Source organism: Streptomyces sp. R-74717, from assembly GCF_047305335.1.
Classification (GTDB): domain Bacteria; phylum Actinomycetota; class Actinomycetes; order Streptomycetales; family Streptomycetaceae; genus Streptomyces; species Streptomyces atratus.
The window spans coordinates 6,943,164-6,962,616 of sequence record NZ_CP102361.1 but is presented as its reverse complement, the minus strand read 5'-3'; the positions used below and the strand labels follow the sequence as shown (position 1 = coordinate 6,962,616).

Sequence of the window (19,453 nt, the reverse complement as noted above, 5' to 3'; positions counted from 1 at the left end):
CGGAGGCACGATCGCTTCAAGGACCCGACCGGGAGGCCCGCATGTCCGGATTTGAACCCTTCGCCGAGCTGGATACCCGCTACAGCCACGAGAGCGCGACGGCCAGCCCCTGGTCGGCGGCGAAGGAGCTTCTGACCAGGGCGGAGATGTACTGGCTGAGCACGGTCCGTCCGGACGGCCGCCCGCATGTCACCCCGCTGATCGGGGTGTGGGCGGAGGACGCGCTGCACTTCAGCACGGGCGCGTCGGAACGCAAGGGCCGGAATCTGGCCGCCAACCCGGAAGTGGTACTGACCACCGGTAACAACACCCTGTCGGAGGGGATCGACGTGGTGGTCGAGGGCCGGGCGGAGCGTGTGACGGGCGGAGACCGGCTGAACCGGCTGGCCGCGGCCTGGGAGTCGAAGTACGGCCCCGAATGGCACTTCGACGTCCAGGACGGCACGTTCCGGCACGCGGGCCACGTGGCGTTGGTGTTCGAGGTGGCACCGCGTACGGCCTTCGGCTTCGGCAAGGGCACCACGTACAGCCAGACGCGGTGGCGGTTCAGCTGATCGGCGGGGCCGTTCGCCCTCACGCCCGTGGAGCGGCCCCGGCTCGCCGTACTGCTGTGCGCGGGGTGTGGTACTTCGCGGCGGTCCTACCGCCCCTGGTACGGCAGGCGCTGCCGGCGGGCGCGTCCCAGTTCGGGCAGTCGTGACGCTCTACCGCAAGTGCGGCCTGATCGGGCGTCATATCCATGACGGCAGTCTCTCAGAGGTGCCTCGCACAACGTGCGGGTTTCGAGAGGACTTTCGCAAACGGCGACCTGCGGAAACGTGATCATTTCCGGGGCTCTCGCAGAACTCTCACAGATGTTCATTTATGAGAGACGTTCATCGAGGCTGCGACAGCTTCCGGAGCCTTGCCCCTGTGCCTCCGAGGCACCATATGCGCGTTCCGGAGGCACGTTCACACATCGCGGTGCCGCACGACGACCACAGCGAGTACGACGGCGATCAGCGGCCAGAGCGCGTACACGACCCAGGAGCCGGGGACGGTGGCGGTGAACGCGAGGGAGTCGGGATCCGGCGGCCAGTTCTGGACCAAGCGCTTCCAGGCGGTGAACGGCATCGCGTGGCTGACGGCGGCGGACCAGCGCTCGCTCTGCGAGAACATCGGCGGCAGCATCAGCAGCGTGAAGACGCTGGTGACCATGGTGGTGGCGCTGTGCCTGATCAGGGCGCCGAGGCCAAGGCCGGTCAGCGCGCAGACCGGGGCCAGCAGCGCGGATGCCACCAGCGCCCGGAACACTCCGGGGTGAGTGAGGGGGACTCCGGCCTGCTGCCCGTTCAGGATGGCTTGGGAGACCAGGAAGGAACCGGTGGAGATGACCGTACCGACCGCGGTGCAGAGCGCTGCGGTGACAACCGCCTTGGCCAGCACCACCGCACCGCGGGCGGGGACAGCCACAGTGGTGGTGCGGATGAGGCCGCTGCTGTACTCGCTCACGACGGTGAGGGCGCCGATGCTGCCGGCGACGAGCATCAGCGTCATGTAGCCGGACGGCGGGAACGCGTCGAACACCAGGAACCCCTGGTCGGTCCTCGCGTCCGGGCTCATTTTCCCCAGGTTGTTGTATTCCGCCAGCGCCGCCACGGCGGCGGACCCGATGACGAACAGGGTGGTGAGTGCGAGCGTCCACGGGGCCGAGCGCAGGGACCGCATCTTGATCCACTCGGAGGCGAGCAGGTCGCGGAAGCGGGCGGGCGGCTCGGCGACGGGCGCGGCCGAGGTGGTCGGGGGGACGGTGGTGGGTGTGGTCATCGGGGTTGTCCTGCCAGGTATTCGACGCTGTCGGCGGTGAGTTCCATGAAGGCTTCCTCCAGTGAGGCGGTCCGGGTGGTCAGCTCGCTCAGCAGGATCCGGCTCTCGAAGGCGAGCACTCCGATCCGGTCTGCCGGCAGCCCGGTCACGGCGAGCTTCTCGGCGCCCGGCGAGCCCTCCACCTCGACCGACGCGCCTGCGGCGGTCAGCACCGCTGCCAGCTCGGCGGCGTGCGGCGTACCCACCACGATGCTGAGGCGGGTGCTGCGGGCCGCGAAGTCCCGCACCGACTCGGCGGCGATGAGTCGGCCCCGGCCGACGACGACGAGCTGGTCGGCGGTGTTCTCCATCTCCGACATCAGGTGGCTGGAGAGGAAGACCGTGCGGCCCTCGGCGGCCAGGCGCCGGAAGAGGCGGCGCATCCAGAGCACGCCCTCCGGGTCCATGCCGTTGACCGGCTCGTCGAACATCAGCACGGGCGGGTCGCCGATCAGCGCGGCGGCGATCCCGAGCCGCTGCTTCATGCCGAGCGAGAACCCACCGATGCGGCGGGTCGCCGCCTCGGCCAGCCCCACCTCCTGCAGCACTTCGTCCACCCGGCGCAGCGGGATGCCGTTGCTGCGGGCCAGGGCGGACAGGTGGGCCACGGCGCTGCGTCCGCTGTGGACCTGGTTGGCGTCGAGGAGGGCGCCGACGTGCCGCAGTCCGCGTGGGTGGCTGTGGAAGGGGACGCCGCTGACGGTGGCGGCGCCGACGGTGGGTGTGTCCAGGCCGAGGATCAACCGCAGGGTGGTGGTCTTGCCGGCTCCGTTGGGGCCGAGGAATCCGGTGACCTGGCCCGGCCGCACGGTGAAGGACAGATGGTCGACGGCGGTCTTGCTGCCGTAGCGCTTGGTGAGTTCGTTGACTTCGATCACAGGGACAACGCTGCCGGGAGGGTCCCCGTCCGGTCATGGGGCCGTGGGTGGCAATCGTGCGGCCGGGTCAGCCCGCGGGCGTACGTCCCCGGGCCGATGCCGCGCGGGCAGCGGCTGGTTAGTCTCGCGGCATGGACGCCACACCGACCACCCTGTTGCCTGCGCGCCTTTCGCATCGCGGCCTCCCTCTCGAAGGGGCGCACCGCCGATGACGAGAACGAAGCCCATGGCTTGGGTGGGGGGTGTCCTCTACCTCTTGGTGGTGGTTCTGCTGGTGAGTGCGAATCGGGCTTCGGGCACGGTCCACGCTGTCGGGTCAATGCTGGCTGTGAGCCTGCTCGTCGGTGTGCTGCGACGGACGCCGCTGCTGGCTCTGGCCATGGCGCTCTTCGGATCCACCGCCGTGGTGGTGAGCACTCCAAGCTCCGTCCACGTGAACATGGCTGTGGGGTATCAGACCCAGTTCCTGTCGTATCTGGCGGTGGACCTCGTCCTGGGCTTCGCTGTCGCCACCTGCACACGGCGGGCTTCGATCGTCGCCGCGGCCGTATCTTTCGCCATTCAGCTCTTGGCCATCGGCGCCTTCGCCCACGGGGACAACCTGACCGTCAACGGCGTGATCGCTCTCTTGGCGATGGCCGCATCCTGCATGGTCGGTCTGCTGAGTCGCGAGCGCCGCGAGCACGCGGTGGCGCTGCGTTCGCAGGAGGTGGCCGAGGCCGTGACCGCAGAACGACTGCGGATCGCGCGGGAGCTGCACGACATGGTCGCGCACAGCATCGCCATCATCGCCATCCAGGCCGGGGCGGGGAGCCAGGTCATCCAGACACGGCCTGCGGAGGCCGGTGAAGCCCTGCGGGCCATCGAAGCCACCAGCAGAGACGCTCTGTCGGGCCTTCGGCGCACGCTGGTGGCGCTCCGTCAGGCCGACCTGGACGCGGCAGCCTCGGGGCAGGCACCTCTCGCGCCCTCGCCGGGTCTGGCGGACGTCGAACGGCTGGCGACGGCGACGGCGGACGCGGGGGTACGCGTCGACGTGCGCCGCAGCGGGGAACAGCGTCCCTTGCCGGCCGACATCGACATCTCCGCCTACCGTATCGTGCAGGAAGCGCTGACCAACGTGGTCCGCCACGCGGGCACCGGACGTTGTCGGGTGGCCATCGACTACGGGGACGAGGAGCTGTCCGTGGAGGTCGTCGACGACGGGCGCGGCGCCACCGAGAACGGCTCGCCCCACGGCTTCGGCCTCGTAGGTATGCGGGAGCGGGTCGGCCTGCTGCACGGCCACCTCAGCGCCGGGCCGCGTCCCGAGGGCGGCTTCCGGGTGACGGCCCGGCTGCCGCTGCCCGAACCCGTCGGAGTTCCGGTGGAGGCCCGATGACCGACAGTCCCGTACGTGTCCTGCTCGCCGATGACCAGCCCCTGGTGCGGTCCGGCCTGCGCATGATCATGGCCGATCACCCCGACCTGGAGGTCGTCGGTGAAGCCGCCACTGGCATTGAGGCAGTCCAACTGGTCAGGGATGTCGGCCCCGACGTCGTGGTAATGGACATCCGGATGCCCGGGATGGACGGGATCGAGGCCACTCGCCTGATCACCGCCGGCCCGGCAACGACCCGCGTCCTCGTCCTGACCACCTTCGACGAAGACGACCACGTCTACGGCGCGCTCCGGGCCGGCGCGAGCGGCTTCGTGGTCAAGGATATGGCGCTGAACGACATCCTCGCGGCGATCCGCGTGGTCGCCGTCGGCGATGCACTGATCGCGCCGGGTGTGACGCGCCGACTGATCGCCGACTTCGTCGGGCGCCCCGGAGCTGCCCCGCAGCGCTCCCCACGGCCGGTCGAGGGCATCACCGAGCGAGAACGGGAAGTCCTGACCCTCATCGGGCGCGGCCGGTCGAACACCGAGATCGCGGAGGATCTCTTCATCACGGTGGCCACCACCAAGTCGCACGTGTCACGTCTGTTCACCAAACTGGGCGCCCGGGACCGGGTCCAGCTCGTGATCACCGCCTATGAGATGGGGCTCGTCACGCTGCCTCGCTGAGCGCGTCCCTGGGCCCCTGAGTGGAAGTCAGGAATGCCGTGTCGCCCCCGCATCAGCTCCTCCATGGCCGCCGGTACCCAGCTCACTCGTCCTCGTCGGTGTCGCACATCGCCGAGTCCGGGACGTTCAACGCGCTTGTCCCGTCCTCGGTGAGCTCGACGTCGTCCATGGCCCTCATCATGCCGAAGCCGCCCCGTGCCGGGCTCACTCGTCGTTGCCGTCGTCATCGTCGTCGAGGTCGACGGCGTCCGGGTCGCGCAGTGGCCGCAAGCCGTCGACCGGCTGCGTTAATGGCTGTACCGATGGTCCCGAAGGCCGGTGGGGCGGTACGGCACCGGGCGTCGGGATCCTGCTCTCAGTCCCCGGAAGCGGCCAAAGAGCCCGGCCGGGTCGCGATGACGACGGTCGCGTACAGCTCGTCGGAGGTGACCACGCGCGGGATCAGGCCGCTGCGGGCGACGGTCTCCTCGGCCCGTGCCGCCTGGCGTTCGCTCGTCTCGACCAGCAGATGCCCGCCCGGTGCCAGCCATCGCGGAGCATCGGCGGTGACCCGCCGCAGGACGTCGAGGCCGTCGCTGCCCCCGTCGAGTGCGACGCGCGGCTCGTGGATGCGAGCCTCCGGGGGAAGCAGCTCGACGTCGTCCGTCGGTACGTACGGCACATTGGCGAGCAGAATCTGCACCCGGCCGCGCAACGAGCCGGGGAGGGGATCGAAGAGGTCGCCCTCGTACACCCGGCCCGCGTCACCGACGTTGCGGCGGGCGCACCGTACGGCTGCGGGTTCGACGTCGGCGGCGTGCAGTTCGATCCGGTCAAGCGTTGCGGCGAGCGCCGCGCCGAGGGCTCCCGAACCGCAGCAGAGGTCGACGACGACCGCCCCGGGCCCGGCGAGGGCGGCGGCCTGCCGGACCAGGAACTCGGTGCGGCGACGGGGTACGAAGACGCCGGGGTCCACGGCGATCCGAAGACCGCTGAACTCGGCCCAGCCGAGGACGTGTTCGAGGGGCAGTCCGGCGGCCCGCCGTTCTACCATGGCCGCGATTTCGGCGTGGCAGGCGGCCGTGGAGACGATCAACTCCGCCTCGTCCTCGGCGAATACGCAGCCGGCGGCGCGGAGTGTGGTGACGATGGAGGAAACGGCGAGCGGTGAAGCGGAAACCGACATGAAGCGGAGCCTTTCGGGAAAGCCGATGGGCGCTCCGCAGTCGATTATGTCGGGTCGACCACGCAATCGTGAGGGGTGAGCACCCAGCCTGATACAGCGGTAATGGGTCTCACCTCCTTGGTCGGTCCCCGTGTTGGGAGGGGTCACATTACCCCAGTCGCGGCCTCGGATGGTGTCCCGGCCGGAAGGCCACCTGACGAGATGTCCGGGGAGGCGCCGGTACTGCCAGTCGTGTTCCGCCACCGTGGCTCGGGTAAAGCACTGACCGAGGAAGACCGCACCTATCGCCATGCCGACCGCGAGGCTCACAACGATGGCGAGAGCGGGGTCGCGGCAACGTACGAGCAATTTTGCCCACTGCGCAATTATTCTCGGCACGGAGATAATGAGCCCATGGAGAGCTCTGTGGGACTGCGGGAACGCAAGAAGGAAGCCACCAGGCAGGCCGTACACGAGGCGACATTGCGGCTGGCCGTCGAGCACGGCTTCGACCACGTCACGGTGGAGGCCGTCGCGGACGCGGCCGGGATCTCCCGCAGAACGTTCTCCAACTACTTCACGGGCAAGGAGGACGCGCTCCTCCACGGCGAGGAGCAGCAGATCAGGGATCTCGTCCGGACCGTGCGCGAGCGGCCCGCCGAGGAGACCGCATGGGCGGCACTGCGGGCGGCCATGACACAGTTCGCCGAACGGGTCGCACCACCGGAACGCGAGTGGGCCCTGCGGACCAGGCTGGCGATGCAGCACCCCTCGCTGCTCGCCCGGCAGCTCGCCAACCACGCAGCCCTGGAACGGGACTTGGCCGAGGCCGTGGCGTCCCGCCAGGGTCCGTCGGAGAACCCGGTCCGCCCCCGGGTCCTGGCCGCGGCGTTCCTCTCCTCGCTGCGGATCGCCATGCGCATGTGGATCGAGGAGGACCTGGCCCGGGAGCCCGCCGAGGTGATCGACGAGATCCTGGACGAGATGGCCTGCCGGTTCGACTGAGACGGGATACGGCGAAGGACCGGCGGTCACCGCGACCGCCGGCCCTTCGTCGCGACTAGAGCTACAGCACCGGCAGCAGCGCCTTCAGCTCGAAGGCCGTGACCTCGCTGCGGTACTCCTCCCACTCCTGCTTCTTGTTGCGCAGGAAGAAGTCGAAGACGTGCTCGCCGAGCGTCTCGGCGACCAGTTCGCTCTTCTCCATCAGCGAGATCGCCTCGCCCAGGTTCTGCGGCAGCGGCTCGATGCCCATCGCGCGGCGCTCGGCGTCGGACAGGGCCCAGACGTCGTCGTCGGCCCCGGCCGGGAGTTCGTAGCCCTCCTCTATGCCCTTGAGGCCCGCGGCGAGCAGCACCGCGTACGTCAGGTAGGGGTTGGCGCCGGAGTCGATGGAGCGGACCTCGACGCGGGCGGAGCCGGTCTTGCCGGGCTTGTACATCGGGACACGGATGAGCGCGGAGCGGTTGTTGTGGCCCCAGCAGATGTACGAGGGGGCCTCGCCGCCGGCGCCCGCGGCGCGGGAGGAGCCGCCCCAGATGCGCTTGTAGGAGTTGACCCATTGGTTCGTCACTGCGGAGATCTCCGCGGCATGGGTGAGCAGACCGGCGATGAAGGAGCGGCCGACCTTGGACAGCTGGTACTCGGCTCCCGACTCGTAGAAGGCGTTGCGGTCGCCCTCGAAGAGGGAGAGGTGGGTGTGCATGCCCGAGCCGGGGTGCTCGGAGAACGGCTTCGGCATGAACGTCGCCTGCACGCCCTGCTCCAGCGCGACCTGCTTCATCACCAGACGGAAGGTCATGATGTTGTCGGCGGTGGAGAGCGCGTCCGCGTACCGCAGGTCGATCTCCTGCTGGCCGGGGGCGCCCTCGTGGTGGCTGAACTCGACCGAGATGCCCATCGATTCGAGCATGGTGATCGCCTGGCGGCGGAAGTCCATGCCGACGTTCTGCGGGGTGTGGTCGAAGTAGCCGGAGCTGTCGGCGGGGGTGGGGCGGCTGCCGTCGACCGGCTTGTCCTTCAGCAGGAAGAACTCGATCTCCGGGTGGGTGTAGAAGGTGAAGCCCAGGTCGGAGGTCTTGGCGAGGATGCGCTTGAGGACATAACGCGGGTCCGCGAAGGACGGCGAACCGTCGGGCATCAGGATGTCGCAGAACATCCGGGCCGTGCCGGGGGCCTCCGCGCGCCACGGCAGTATCTGGAACGTACCCGGGTCCGGCTTGGCGATCATGTCGGACTCGTACACCCGGGCGAAGCCCTCGATGGCCGACCCGTCGAAGCCGATGCCCTCGTCAAACGCCTGTTCCAGCTCGGCGGGGGCCACGGCGACGGACTTGAGGTAGCCGAGGACGTCGGTGAACCACAGCCGTACGAAGCGGATGTCGCGCTCCTCAAGCGTCCTGAGGACGAATTCCTGCTGCTTGTCCATAGCCACATCCTTGCAGTTCAGACGGTCCGTGCACCACCGCCCGGGGTAGGGGAGAAGCTCCAGTATCACGACCCGGGATTTCACCCAGATTACGCACACGACGTGACATGGAGCACCCGGCCACCCACTACGATCGGCGCCCATGGTGCGCACGGGGCGGAGCGGCTTCGTAACTGCCCGGTACGCACCGGTTTTCCCGACCGCTTCTTGTCCCTCCCCGCCCCTTCGCAGAAGGACCTGACGACATGAGCTTCGACCGCAGGACCCGCATAGAGCAGATGCGCAACACCGACCGCGCGCGGGAGCGCCGCAACCGTGTCCTGGCCATAAGCCTGAGCGTCCTCGTCGTCGCGGGCCTGGTCGGCTTCGGCTCGTACATGGTGCTGGACAAGTCCGAGGCATCGGAGAAGAAGAAGGCCGTCCAGGCGGAGGACGCCAAGGCGTCCGCGGCCGAGCAGAAGAAGCTCGCCGCCGAGCCGATCGAGGGGCTGAAGACGTGGGACGCGAAGAAGCTGACCCGCAACCACGTCACCACGCCGGTCACCTACCCGATGAAGCCCCCGGTCGGCGGTGACCACAACCCCGTATGGATGAACTGCGACGGCGAGGTGTACAAGAAGTCGATCCCCGACGTGAACGCCGTGCACTCGCTGGAGCACGGTTCGGTGTGGGTGACGTACACGGACAAGGCCCCGGACGCCGATGTGGCGAAGCTCGCCGAGCGGGTCGGCAGGACGCCGTACTCGCTGATGAGCCCGTACGAGGGCCAGGCCGGGACGATCATGCTGAGTGCCTGGGGCAATCAGGTGACGGTGGACAGCGCCGATGACCGGCGGGTCGACCAGTTCTTCGCCAAGTTCGTCCAGGGGCCGCAGACGCCCGAGCCCGGTGCCGCGTGCTCGGGTGGGCTGGGGGGCCAGTGACCGTGGTGAAACGCGACCGGCGCATCCAGTGGGTGGCGGGCTCCGCCGTCGTGCTCGCGCTGCTGTTCGCGGGGGTGGCGACGGTCGCCTCCGCGCGGGACGACGGCGCGGACCACGCCGCCGCCCCCGCCCCGCGCACGCCCGCGGTGGACTCGGCGGACGCCGGTTTCGCCCGCGACATGGCGATTCACCATCAGCAGGCCGTCGAGATGTCCTTCATCGTGCGTGACCGTACGAAGGACGAGGAGGTACGCCGTCTCGCGTACGACATCGCCAATACGCAGGCCAATCAGCGGGGCATGATGCTCGGCTGGCTGGACCTGTGGGAGCTGCCGAAGGCGGCCGCCGGGCAGGAGCCGATGGCCTGGATGGCGGCGGGGCACGAGGGCCACACAATGGACGGCATGGCGGGCATGGGGGCCGGTTACCGGGCCCATGACGGCTCCCTCATGCCCGGTATGGCCACCAGGACCGAGCTGGACCGGCTCCGCAGGGCGAACGGCAAGAAGGCCGAGATCCTCTACCTCCAGCTGATGACCGACCACCACAAGGGCGGCATCGACATGGCCCGCGGCTGCGCCGGGCTGTGCACGGTGAAGGTGGAGAAGCGGCTGGCCCAGGGAATGGTCGAGGCCCAGCAGTCCGAGCTGGACATGATGGCCCGGATGCTGGCGGCACGAGGCGCGAAGCCCCGGTCCTGAAAGATTCCCCCGAGCCACATATGCACCCGAACGGGTGATAGCGCTCGCGTGCCCCGAACGGGCCCATGACGATGGGTTCGCTCGGGGTCGTACAGCATGCCCACCGGCACGCAGGAGGAATCCCTCATGACCACCGCCAAGGACATCATGCACACCGGGGCCACGTGGATCCCCGCGCACGAGACACTCGACCGCGCCGCACAGCTGATGCGCGACCACAAAGTGGGCGCGCTGCCCATCTCGGCCGAAGGCGAACAGGACCGGATGATCGGCATACTCACGGACCGCGACATCGTGGTCGGCTGTGTGGCGATGGGACACGATCCGTCGAGGATGACCGCGGGCGACCTCGCCCAGGGCACCCCTCGCTGGATCGACGCAGCGGCGGGTGTGGACATGGTTCTGGAGGAGATGCAGACCCATCGGATCCGCCGGCTTCCCGTGGTCGAGAACAAGAAGCTGATCGGCATGATCAGCGAAGCCGATCTGGCGCATCACCTCTCCGACGAGCAGATCGCCCTCTGGGTGGAGAAGGTCTACGCCCCCGGCTGACCGGCTCGCGATCACCCGGCCCAATGGCCCGGTACCCCTCGCCCACGAGGGGTACCGGGTCGCTGTGCATTCTCGCCGCCGGGCCCTGTATTGCTGCGGCGATACGTTTCCGCGCGCGGTGCATACGGGGCGGGGGTAGGGTGCTCGGCATGACCCTGAGTGGACGTGCGACATACGGACAGTTGTTGCCGTTCGTTGCGCTGCTCATCGGGATCACTCACCTCATCAGGAGCGTCGCGGCGCGGGTGTCGCCGGCCGCGGGGCCGGTATCCCGGCCGGGCCGGGATGGCCGGACCCATCTCGCTCCGTTGTCGGTGCTGTGCATATAGGAGGGGTGCCTCCCCCTCCTCCAGCAGACCGAATTACCGACAACACCCCGAGGTGCTTCCGCCATGCGTACTCCACCCACCCGACGCGCCGTGCTCGGCGCCGCTGTCGCCACTGCCGGTACGGCAGTCCTGGCCGCCTGCTCCGGCGAATCCGACACGGCCCGCAGCGGGACGAAGGCCGGCGGCGCGAACGCCGGCGGCACGAGCCACGGCGGTGCGCACCACGGAACCGCCCCCCACGGGAAGCCCGAGGGCGAGTACGTCTCCCCCGACGGGGAGGAGGTCGCCGCGGCCGAGACCGGGCGGGGTTCCGGCCCCGTACACAAGATCCACCTCACCGCCACCCCGTCCCGCCTGGATCTGGGCGGCGGGCTCGTCGTCAGTTCCTGGGCCTACGAAGGCCGGCTGCCCGGCAAGGAACTCCGGGTCGCGGTCGGCGACAGCCTGGCGCTCACCCTCGCCAACCACCTTCCGGCGACGACCAGCCTGCACTGGCACGGGCTCAATGTGCGCAACAACATGGACGGCGTACCCGACCTGACCCAGCCGCCCATCAAGCAGGGCGCCGAGTACGCGTACCGCTTCAAGGTGCCGCACCCGGGGACGTACTGGTTCCATCCGCACACGGGCGTCCAGCAGGACCGCGGTCTGTACGCGCCACTGATCGTCGACGACCCCAAGGAGCCCCTCAAGTACGACAAGGAGTGGGTCGTCGTCCTCGACGACTGGGTCGACGGGGTGGGCGGCTCCACGCCGGACGGGGTGCTCGACGAACTCAGCGGGGGCCGGGGCGGCATGGGCCACGGCATGGGCCACGGGATGGGCCACGACGGCATGGGCGACAAGAGCGATTCGGGCGACGCCGGGCACGGAGGTTCCCCCAAGTCCCCCAAGTCCGCCAAGCGCCGCTCCGGCCCCTCTCGGATCATGAAGAACTCGTTCAGCGAACTGCTCGACAGCCACGGGGGCAATGTCGACTACCCGTACTACCTGATCAACGGCCGCATTCCGAAGGCCCCCACCTCCTTCGCCGCCAAGCCCGGCGACCGGATCCGGATTCGCATCATCAACGCGGGCGGCGACACCGCATTCCGTGTCGCGCTCGGCGGCCACCGGATGACGATCACCCACACCGACGGCTACCCGGTCCGGCACACCACGACGGACGCCCTGCTGCTGGGCATGGGTGAGCGGTACGACGTGGTGGTCACCGCCGGGGACGGGGTGTTCCCGCTGACCGCGCTCGCCGAGGGCAAGGGGGCGTCGGCGCTGGCCCTGCTCCGCACCGGGCAGGGCGCGGCGCCCACCGCCTCCGTACGGCCGAAGGAGCTGGACGGAAAACTGGTGGAGGCGGGCGACCTGTCACCGGACGAATCCGTGGCACTGTCCGTCCGCGAGCCCGACCGGACCCTGCGGTTCAAGTTGACCGGCAACATGGCCGCGTACAACTGGGGCTTCGACCACAAGCCGTACAGGCCCGGACAGCGCCATCCGGTCAAGGCGGGCGAGCGGGTCAGGATGGAGTTCTACAACGTCACGGAGATGTGGCATCCCGTCCATCTGCACGGACACTCGTTCGGGCTGGTGGGATCGGCGGGGCCGGAGCGCCGGGCCTCGCACCGGCGCGAGGCCGCATGGGCGCGCAAGGACACCGCAATCGTCCGGCCGAACACCTCGATCGCCGTGGAGTTCGACGCGGACAACCCGGGTCTCTGGATGCTCCACTGCCACAACATCTACCACTCGGACGTGGGCATGATGACCGTCGTCGGCTACCGCCACTGACCCGTTCCTGGCGGGCGGCTCCGGGACCGCGCGGCCCGCCAGGACATCGCGTCAGTCAGACGATTACACTGGTGCGCGTGCCTCAACTACGCCTCGCACTGAATCAGATCGACTCGACCGTCGGTGATCTCTCCGGCAACGCCGAGGCGATCGTCCACTGGACCCGGCACTCCGCCGAACAGGGCGCCCATCTGGTGGCGTTCCCCGAGATGATGCTGACCGGCTATCCCGTCGAGGACCTGGCCCTGCGGTCGTCCTTCGTCGAGGCCTCGCGTCAGGCGCTGCGCGCGCTCGCCGCCCGTCTCGACGCGGAGGGCTTCGGGGAAATCCCGGTCGTCCTCGGTTACCTCGACCGCTCCGAGACGGCCCAGCCGCGCTACGGGCAGCCCGCCGGCGCCCCGCAGAACGCCGCCGCGGTGCTGCACCGCGGGCAGGTGGCGCTGACCTTCGCCAAGCACCACCTCCCCAATTACGGGGTCTTCGACGAGTTCCGGTACTTCGTGCCGGGCGACTCGATGCCGGTCGTGCGGGTCCACGGCGTCGATGTGGCGCTCGCGATCTGCGAGGACCTCTGGCAGGACGGCGGCCGGGTGCCGGCCGCGCGGGCAGCCGGCGCCGGACTGCTGCTGTCGATCAACGCCTCGCCGTACGAGCGGGACAAGGACGACACCCGGCTGGAACTGGTCCGCAAGCGGGCCCAGGAGGCCGGCTGCACGACCGCGTATCTGGCGATGATCGGCGGCCAGGACGAGCTGGTCTTCGACGGCGACTCGATCGTCGTCGACCGGAACGGCGAAGTGATCGCCCGCGCCCCGCAGTTCGCCGAGGGCAGCGTCGTCCTCGACCTGGACCTGCCGGCCGCCGCGGCCGAGGCGCCCTCCGGTGTCGTGAACGACGGGCTGCGGATCGACCGCGTGGTGCTCTGCGAGGAGCCCCTCCCGGCGTACGAGACGGAGCTGACCGGCGGTTACGCGGAGCGGCTCGACGACGACGAGGAGCTGTACTCGGCGCTGGTCGTGGGCCTGCGTGCGTACGCTGCCAAGAACGGCTTCAGCAGTGTGCTGATCGGGCTCTCCGGCGGGATCGACTCGGCGCTGGTCGCGGCCATCGCCTGCGACGCGCTGGGCGCACAGAACGTGTACGGCATCTCGATGCCGTCGAAGTACTCCTCGGACCACTCCAAGGGCGACGCGGCCGAGCTGGCCCGCCGTACCGGGCTGAACTTCCGCACCGTACCGATCGAGCCGATGTTCGACGCGTACATGGGCTCGCTGGGGCTCACCGGCCTGGCCGAGGAGAACCTCCAGTCCCGGCTGCGCGGCACGATGCTGATGGCCGTCTCCAACCAGGAGGGCCAGATCGTCCTCGCGCCGGGCAACAAGTCCGAACTGGCGGTCGGCTACTCGACGCTGTACGGCGACTCGGTCGGGGCGTACGGCCCGATCAAGGATGTCTACAAGACGTCGATCTTCCGCCTCGCGAAGTGGCGCAACCGCGCCGCCGAGGAGCGCGGGCAGACCCCTCCGATCCCGGAGGCGTCCATCACCAAGCCGCCGAGCGCCGAGCTGCGCCCGGGACAGGTCGACACGGACTCGCTGCCCGACTACGACGTACTGGACCGGATCCTGGAGCTGTACGTCGACCGGGACCAGGGTCTGGACGAGATCGTCGCGGCCGGGTTCGACGAGGCGCTGGTGACGAAGACGCTGCGGATGGTGGACACGGCGGAGTACAAGCGGCGGCAGTACCCGCCGGGCACGAAGATCTCCCCGAAGGGTTTCGGCAAGGACCGGCGGCTGCCGATCACGAATCGGTGGCGCGAGTCGGCCTGAGCGGGGCGGGGGTGACCGGGTCCGCCCGGTGGCGGTCGGCGGGGCCCGGCGTCGGACGGCCCGGTGGCGGTCGGCCGGCCCCGTGGGCGGTCGGCCCCTGATCTGTCGGCCGCCCGCGCGCCCGCCCGCGCACCGGACGGTCCCGGCGGGCACCACGGTGCGTATCCCCGGGACGGCGGGGACCGGCTGGATGGTGGAGCGGGCTCCACCCCATGACGGGAACGGGCTCCACCGCACGACGGGAGCGGGCTTCCTTCCAGCCCGTCACGGACGCTCCTAGCGTCGTCGGTATGACCGAAACCACACCGAGGGCCCTCCCTCCGCGCACCCGGATCCGCGGCCTGCTCGTCTATCTGACCCTTGCCTATTCAGGCATGTGGCTGGCCATGTCCCCCCTGCTGATCAAGGGATTCCGACGCGCCGACGGCCGGGCGCAACCCGGTGACCTGGAGAACCTGTGCATATCGGCGGCCATGATGGCCCCGGCCGTCGCCGCGGTCGTGGTGGTGCGGTGGGTGGAGGGCGACAGCCGGGTGCGCGACGCGCTCGCGTTACGTCTTCCGAAGCCGTGGCCCCGTGCGGTGGGGTGGCTGCTGACGGCCGTCGCGGTCCCGGCCGGTCTCACCGTCGCGACGCTCGCCATCGGCACAGCGGCGGGCGTCTACCCCTTCGATGGTGCGAGCTGGAGCGGGGCGACCGCCTGGGCCGGAACGGCGCTCGTACAGATGCTGCTGTCCCTGCCGCTGTTCTTCGGTGAGGAACTGGGCTGGCAGGGCTATCTGCTCCCCCGGCTCGCTCAGGGGAAGGGAACCACGCGTGCGTTGCGCGCCTATCTGGGCACGGGTGCCGCCTTCGCGCTCTGGCATCTGCCGACCCTGCTGATGGGCGGGCAGTACCCCGGTGAGCCGTGGTACGTCGCCGTGCCCGCGATGCTGGTGAGCTGCGGCCTCGCGCTGCCGGTCTTCACCTGGCTGCGACTGGCTTCCGGATCGGTGATACCGGCGGTGGTCGGCCATGCCTTCGTCAGCTCGGCCAGTGTGAGCATGGTCAGGGAGTTCGCCGAACCGGACGCCCCGCTGGAGCCGCTGCACATGAGCCTCGCGGGCTGGCCCGGCTGGCTGGCCATGGCCCCCTTGGTTGTCGTCCTCGCCCGTACGGGCAGGCTCGCGCTTCCCGGCGCCCGGACCGACCGGGGTTGAGGCAGAACGCCCCCGAGCCCGCTGGAACCGGACCGGCCGCCGGTCACAACTCCACGCGCGCCGCGATCGGCAGATGGTCGCTGTCCGTCGCAGGGAGCGTCCACGACGACATCGGCTCGACGCCCTTCACCATGATCTGGTCGATCCGTGCCATCGGGAACGACGCCGGCCAGCTGAAGCCGAAGCCGTCGCCGGCCGCGCCCTGGGTGGACCTCATCTGGGAGGTGACCTCGTTGAGCGAGCGGTCGTTCATCGTGCCGTTGAGGTCACCGAGCAGGATCACCCTGTCCAGCCGTTCGTCGGCGATGGCCTCACCCAGGGCGTCCGCGCTGTCGTCGCGCTGGTTGGCGGTGAATCCGGCGTGCAGCTTGACCCGTACGGACGGCAGATGGGCCACGTAGACGGCGACCTCGCCCTTGGGCGTCGTCACCGTGGAACGCATCGCCCGGGTCCAGCCCATCTTGATGTCGACCGGCCGGGTGTCGCTCATCGGGTACTTGCTCCACAGGCCGACGGTCCCCTGCACCGAGTGGTACGGGAAGCGGTCGGCGAGCGCCGCCTCGTACGCCGACACCTTGCCGCTCGGCAGCTCCTCCAGGGCGATGATGTCGGCGCCGGAGTCCGCGACCTGCCGGGCGGTGCCCGCGGGGTCGGGGTTGTCGGCGTTGACGTTGTGGGTGGCCACGGCGAGGTCGCCGCCGCTGCCCGACTTGTCGGAGAGCATCAGCCCGCCGAAGAGATTGAGCCAGACCGCGACCGGCAGCAGCAGGGCGATCAGCGCGGTCGCCGAGCGGCGCACCAGGCCCAGGATCAGCAGCAGCGGGACGAACACGCCGATCCACGGCAGGAACGTCTCGGTGAGGCTGCCCAGGTTGCCGATGGCGTTCGGGATGTCGGCGTGGAAGACCATCACGAGGGTGAGGAGGACCGCACAGACGGCAAGGACGATCCCGCGCCGCCAGATGCCCTTGTCGCGGGTCCATCTGTCGCGCAGGTCCCGGAAACGGGATCCGGACCCGGTGCGCCGCGGCTCCGCACGGTCGTTCCCGGTGTCCGCTCCGTACGCCTGCACCATCGCGCTGTCCTCACTGCCTTGCCGTGCATGTCGCCGCGCCCTCGACCCTAGGCGATGGGCGGCGTGTTTCCTGCCGTCCACGACGGCTGTACTGCCACGAGGACGAACGACAGGGTCCGGCGGGTTCCGGCCAGGAGGGATCTGCAGGGGCTTGTGACAGAACGATCACACTCGGGCGGGTCCGGGGGTCAGCAGTCGGCGGCGGGCCGGGGGGCGAGGCCCTCGGTCAGAACCTGGATGATGCTGTCGGCGAGATCCTCGGGCAGCGGTGCTTCGGGCCGGTGAATGGTGCGTACGAGCATGGGCCCCAGGAACAGGTCGTCCATCAGTTCCACGTCCAGGTCTCCGCGGAGCTCGCCCGCGTCGACCGCCCGCTGCACGGCGGCCAGCATGGCGGCGCGGCGGGGGGCTATGACGGTGCATTGGTATTCGGACCACAGCTTGGGGTGGCTCTTCATCTGCGCGAAGACGTTGTGGAGCAGGACGGAGGAGCGCTGGGCCAGGCCGCGCCTGCGCAGTGACTCCAGCAACAGCCGCAGGTCGTCGAGTCCGGCGGTGCCGGAGACGGTGGGTTCCGGGGGCTCGATGTCTCGCAGGACATCGACGAAGAGCTCCTCCTTGCCGCTCCATCGCCGGTAGATGGTCGCCTTGCCGACCCCGGCGGTCCGGGCTATCCGCTCGATGGACAGGCCGGCGAGGGGCTCACCGGCCTCCAGCAGTTCGACGACGGCGTCCAGGATCGCCCGCTCGGCCGCCGCACTGCGCGGCCGGCCCCTTCGCGGTTCCGGATCCTCCCGGACCGGGCGGCCTTGGCCCTCTGCCTCTGCCTCTGCCTGCACGTGAATCCACCTCTCGCCGCACCGTCCGCCGTTCCGATTCTCGCCGACGCCGGCGGTGCCTCTGTGAACCGCCCCAGGGTTCCGGGGGCCGGCCGGAACCCTGGGCGGCGTCTTCAGCTCTCCGGGGCCGTGGCTGTCACCGGCCCGCCCCGGCACGTACCGACCGTTCGCCCTCGCCGGACTTCTGTCCGGCGGGCGTCTTCCCCGGCAGGAACATCGCGACGACGAGAGCGCCCACCAGGGCGATGGTCGCCGAACCGATGGCGGTGACATGCATCGCCTTCAGGAACGCGTCGTTCGCCGCAGCGACCAGCGGGGCGCCCGCCGGGCCCAGCTTGTCCGCGAGGCCGAGCGTCGCCTCGATCGACTCCCCCGCCGCCTCCCTGGCACCGGCCGGGAGCGCACCGAGGTGCCCCTCGATGTCGCCGCGGTAGACCGTGGAGAGCACCGAGCCGAGCACTGCTATGCCGAGCGCCCCGCCGACCTGCCGGAACGTGTTGTTGATGGCCGATCCGGAACCGGCCTTCTCCCTGGGCAGTGCCTGCATCACCGAGACCGTGACCGGCGTCATCACATGCGCCATGCCCGTGCCCTGGACGAAGAAGAGCACGCACAGCACCCAGACCGGCGTGGTGGCGTCGAACAGCGCGAACGCCGCGAGGCCGAGCGCGACCAGCAGCATGCCGACGGTGCAGACCACACGGGCCCCGAACCGGTCGACGACCAGCCGGGCGCGCGGCGCGAAGATCATCTGGGCGGCGGCCAGCGGCAGGATCAGCAGACCGGCCTGCAACGCGCTCCAGCCGCGCACGCTCTGCATGTAGAAGGCGGAGAAGAAGGTCACGCCCATCAGCGCGAAGAAGACGAGCGCTATGGCGGCGACGGCCGCGGAGAACGACGGCTCCTTGAAGTACGAGATGTCGACGGCCGGATGGCTGGTGCGCTTCTCGTGCCAGACGAATGTGGCCAGGACGACCAGACCGCCGATGATCGAGAGGAGCACGGTGGGGTCGGCGAAGTCGGCGAGCTGGCCGCCGCGGATGATGCCGTACACCAGCAGGACCAGCCCGACGATGGACAGCACGACACCGAGCGGGTCGGTCCGGCCCGGATTCGGGTCCTTGGAATCCGGCACCAGCACCGCCATCGCGATCAGCGCGGCGATCACGACGGGCACGTTGACCAGGAAGATCGAGCCCCACCAGAAGTGTTCGAGCAGCAGTCCGCCGGTGATCGGGCCGATGGCGATGGCGAGGCCGACGCTGCCGGCCCAGATGCCGATGGCCTTGGGCTGCTCGTCACGTTCGAAGACGTTCATCAGGACGGCGAGCGTGGCCGGCATGACGAACGCCGCGCCGAATCCCATCACGGCACGCCAGCTGATCAGCTCGCCGGGTGAGCCGGACATGGCGGCGAGGGCGGAACCGACGCCGAAGAGGAGGATGCCGAAGAGCAGCACCTTCTTGCGGCCGATGCGGTCACCGAGCAGGCCCGCGGTGAAGAGGAGTCCGGCGAAGACGAGCGTGTAGGCGTTGATCGCCCACTCCAGCTCGCTCTGGGTGGCACCGAGGCCGGTGGGTGCGGGGCTGGCGATGGTCTTGACCGCGACGTTCAGGATCGAGTTGTCCAGCACCACGATGAGCAGGCTGAACATCAGAACGACGAGGATCGCCCAACGGCGGCGGTGGACCGCCTCGGGGACCTGAGGCAGGGCGGCGCGAGCGCCCGACGGTATTGACATGCCAGGAGGTTATACGATTTCGATACGATACCGTCTCGTATTATAAAGCCTTGCCGGGTGGATGCCTCCCGGGGACGTGTGCGGGCCCACTTCCCGTGGACGGCCACGGGATGCCACCATGGAACCGGTCCGG

The 19,453-nt window shown here is 69.6% G+C and carries 17 protein-coding genes; 10 read left to right on the top strand and 7 right to left on the bottom strand.

Annotation, left to right across the window (positions count from 1 at the left end; all coding sequences use genetic code 11):
* The first annotated feature begins 41 nt into the window (after positions 1-41).
* Positions 42-554 (top strand): pyridoxamine 5'-phosphate oxidase family protein, encoded by a 513-nt coding sequence (locus tag NRF20_RS31945; protein ID WP_398631487.1) that lies wholly within the window; start codon positions 42-44, stop codon positions 552-554.
* Positions 555-951: 397 nt separating this feature from the next.
* Here the strand turns inward: NRF20_RS31945 and NRF20_RS31940 are convergent, their stop codons facing one another.
* Positions 952-1,806 (bottom strand): ABC transporter permease subunit, encoded by an 855-nt coding sequence (locus tag NRF20_RS31940; protein WP_266361821.1) that lies wholly within the window; start codon positions 1,804-1,806, stop codon positions 952-954.
* Positions 1,803-2,723: an ABC transporter ATP-binding protein gene (locus NRF20_RS31935; RefSeq protein ID WP_266361820.1), complete on the bottom strand. Its 921-nt coding sequence runs from the start codon at positions 2,721-2,723 to the stop codon at positions 1,803-1,805. The genes NRF20_RS31940 and NRF20_RS31935 overlap by 4 nt, the downstream gene beginning before the upstream one ends.
* 319 nt (positions 2,724-3,042) lie before the next feature.
* Here NRF20_RS31935 and NRF20_RS31930 point away from each other — a divergent pair, with 319 nt between their 5' ends.
* Both NRF20_RS31930 and NRF20_RS31925 read left to right on the top strand, forming a co-directional pair.
* The gene (locus tag NRF20_RS31930; RefSeq protein WP_266361819.1) at positions 3,043-4,104 is read left to right on the top strand and encodes a sensor histidine kinase; all 1,062 of its coding nucleotides are present in this window, start codon (positions 3,043-3,045) and stop codon (positions 4,102-4,104) included.
* Positions 4,101-4,772 carry a response regulator gene (locus NRF20_RS31925; RefSeq protein WP_266361818.1) on the top strand — a complete coding sequence of 224 codons (672 nt, stop codon included), beginning with the start codon at positions 4,101-4,103 and terminating at the stop codon, positions 4,770-4,772. Before NRF20_RS31930 ends, NRF20_RS31925 begins: the two co-directional genes overlap by 4 nt.
* 355 nt (positions 4,773-5,127) lie before the next feature.
* Here the strand turns inward: NRF20_RS31925 and NRF20_RS31920 are convergent, their stop codons facing one another.
* Positions 5,128-5,937, bottom strand: a complete 810-nt coding sequence (locus NRF20_RS31920) for a putative protein N(5)-glutamine methyltransferase (protein ID WP_398631486.1) — start codon at positions 5,935-5,937, stop codon at positions 5,128-5,130.
* A gap of 393 nt (positions 5,938-6,330) precedes the next feature.
* Between NRF20_RS31920 and NRF20_RS31915 the strand changes: the two genes are divergently transcribed.
* Complete coding sequence (locus NRF20_RS31915) at positions 6,331-6,921, top strand: TetR family transcriptional regulator (protein ID WP_413753749.1); 591 nt, start codon at positions 6,331-6,333, stop codon at positions 6,919-6,921.
* Between the two features lie 61 nt (positions 6,922-6,982).
* Here NRF20_RS31915 and glnA read toward each other — a convergent pair whose 3' ends face one another.
* Positions 6,983-8,344: a type I glutamate--ammonia ligase gene (gene glnA / locus NRF20_RS31910; RefSeq protein ID WP_384461293.1), complete on the bottom strand. Its 1,362-nt coding sequence runs from the start codon at positions 8,342-8,344 to the stop codon at positions 6,983-6,985.
* 245 nt (positions 8,345-8,589) lie between these two features.
* On the opposite strand from glnA, the gene NRF20_RS31905 reads away from it, so the two are divergent.
* From NRF20_RS31905 to NRF20_RS31880, 6 genes are all read left to right on the top strand, one after another.
* Complete coding sequence (locus tag NRF20_RS31905; protein WP_398631468.1) at positions 8,590-9,267, top strand: DUF3105 domain-containing protein; 678 nt, start codon at positions 8,590-8,592, stop codon at positions 9,265-9,267.
* 2 nt (positions 9,268-9,269) lie between these two features.
* Positions 9,270-9,968 (top strand): DUF305 domain-containing protein, encoded by a 699-nt coding sequence (locus NRF20_RS31900; protein WP_413754628.1) that lies wholly within the window; start codon positions 9,270-9,272, stop codon positions 9,966-9,968.
* Between the two features lie 126 nt (positions 9,969-10,094).
* Positions 10,095-10,520, top strand: a complete 426-nt coding sequence (locus NRF20_RS31895; protein ID WP_266361812.1) for a CBS domain-containing protein — start codon at positions 10,095-10,097, stop codon at positions 10,518-10,520.
* A 392-nt stretch (positions 10,521-10,912) separates the two neighbouring features.
* Complete coding sequence (locus NRF20_RS31890) at positions 10,913-12,634, top strand: multicopper oxidase family protein (protein WP_398631467.1); 1,722 nt, start codon at positions 10,913-10,915, stop codon at positions 12,632-12,634.
* A 77-nt stretch (positions 12,635-12,711) separates the two neighbouring features.
* Positions 12,712-14,466, top strand: coding sequence for an NAD+ synthase (locus NRF20_RS31885; protein WP_398631466.1), 1,755 nt, complete (start codon positions 12,712-12,714; stop codon positions 14,464-14,466).
* Positions 14,467-14,756: 290 nt separating this feature from the next.
* Positions 14,757-15,665 carry a type II CAAX prenyl endopeptidase Rce1 family protein gene (locus NRF20_RS31880; protein ID WP_413753748.1) on the top strand — a complete coding sequence of 303 codons (909 nt, stop codon included), beginning with the start codon at positions 14,757-14,759 and terminating at the stop codon, positions 15,663-15,665.
* A 43-nt stretch (positions 15,666-15,708) separates the two neighbouring features.
* Here the strand turns inward: NRF20_RS31880 and NRF20_RS31875 are convergent, their stop codons facing one another.
* The 3 genes from NRF20_RS31875 to NRF20_RS31865 form a co-directional block, all read right to left on the bottom strand.
* On the bottom strand, positions 15,709-16,740 hold the full coding sequence (locus NRF20_RS31875; RefSeq protein WP_398631464.1) for an endonuclease/exonuclease/phosphatase family protein: 1,032 nt from the start codon (positions 16,738-16,740) through the stop codon (positions 15,709-15,711).
* Positions 16,741-16,928: 188 nt separating this feature from the next.
* Complete coding sequence (locus tag NRF20_RS31870; protein ID WP_398631463.1) at positions 16,929-17,579, bottom strand: TetR/AcrR family transcriptional regulator; 651 nt, start codon at positions 17,577-17,579, stop codon at positions 16,929-16,931.
* Positions 17,580-17,715: 136 nt separating this feature from the next.
* The gene (locus NRF20_RS31865) at positions 17,716-19,320 is read right to left on the bottom strand and encodes a DHA2 family efflux MFS transporter permease subunit (RefSeq protein ID WP_413753747.1); all 1,605 of its coding nucleotides are present in this window, start codon (positions 19,318-19,320) and stop codon (positions 17,716-17,718) included.
* Between the last annotated feature and the right edge of the window lie 133 nt (positions 19,321-19,453).

Bases quoted from the DNA above. Each gene is read 5' to 3' on its own strand.
- glnA (WP_384461293.1), bottom strand. From the start codon at position 8,344: ATGGACAAGCAGCAGGAATTCGTCCTCAGGACGCTTGAGGAGCGCGAC.
- NRF20_RS31905 (WP_398631468.1), top strand. From the start codon at position 8,590: ATGAGCTTCGACCGCAGGACCCGCATAGAGCAGATGCGCAACACCGAC.
- NRF20_RS31940 (WP_266361821.1), bottom strand. From the start codon at position 1,806: ATGACCACACCCACCACCGTCCCCCCGACCACCTCGGCCGCGCCCGTC.
- NRF20_RS31865 (WP_413753747.1), bottom strand. From the start codon at position 19,320: ATGTCAATACCGTCGGGCGCTCGCGCCGCCCTGCCTCAGGTCCCCGAG.
- NRF20_RS31945 (WP_398631487.1), top strand. From the start codon at position 42: ATGTCCGGATTTGAACCCTTCGCCGAGCTGGATACCCGCTACAGCCAC.
- NRF20_RS31915 (WP_413753749.1), top strand. From the start codon at position 6,331: ATGGAGAGCTCTGTGGGACTGCGGGAACGCAAGAAGGAAGCCACCAGG.
- NRF20_RS31925 (WP_266361818.1), top strand. From the start codon at position 4,101: ATGACCGACAGTCCCGTACGTGTCCTGCTCGCCGATGACCAGCCCCTG.
- NRF20_RS31875 (WP_398631464.1), bottom strand. From the start codon at position 16,740: ATGGTGCAGGCGTACGGAGCGGACACCGGGAACGACCGTGCGGAGCCG.
- NRF20_RS31920 (WP_398631486.1), bottom strand. From the start codon at position 5,937: ATGTCGGTTTCCGCTTCACCGCTCGCCGTTTCCTCCATCGTCACCACA.
- NRF20_RS31880 (WP_413753748.1), top strand. From the start codon at position 14,757: ATGACCGAAACCACACCGAGGGCCCTCCCTCCGCGCACCCGGATCCGC.
- NRF20_RS31890 (WP_398631467.1), top strand. From the start codon at position 10,913: ATGCGTACTCCACCCACCCGACGCGCCGTGCTCGGCGCCGCTGTCGCC.
- NRF20_RS31895 (WP_266361812.1), top strand. From the start codon at position 10,095: ATGACCACCGCCAAGGACATCATGCACACCGGGGCCACGTGGATCCCC.
- NRF20_RS31930 (WP_266361819.1), top strand. From the start codon at position 3,043: ATGCTGGCTGTGAGCCTGCTCGTCGGTGTGCTGCGACGGACGCCGCTG.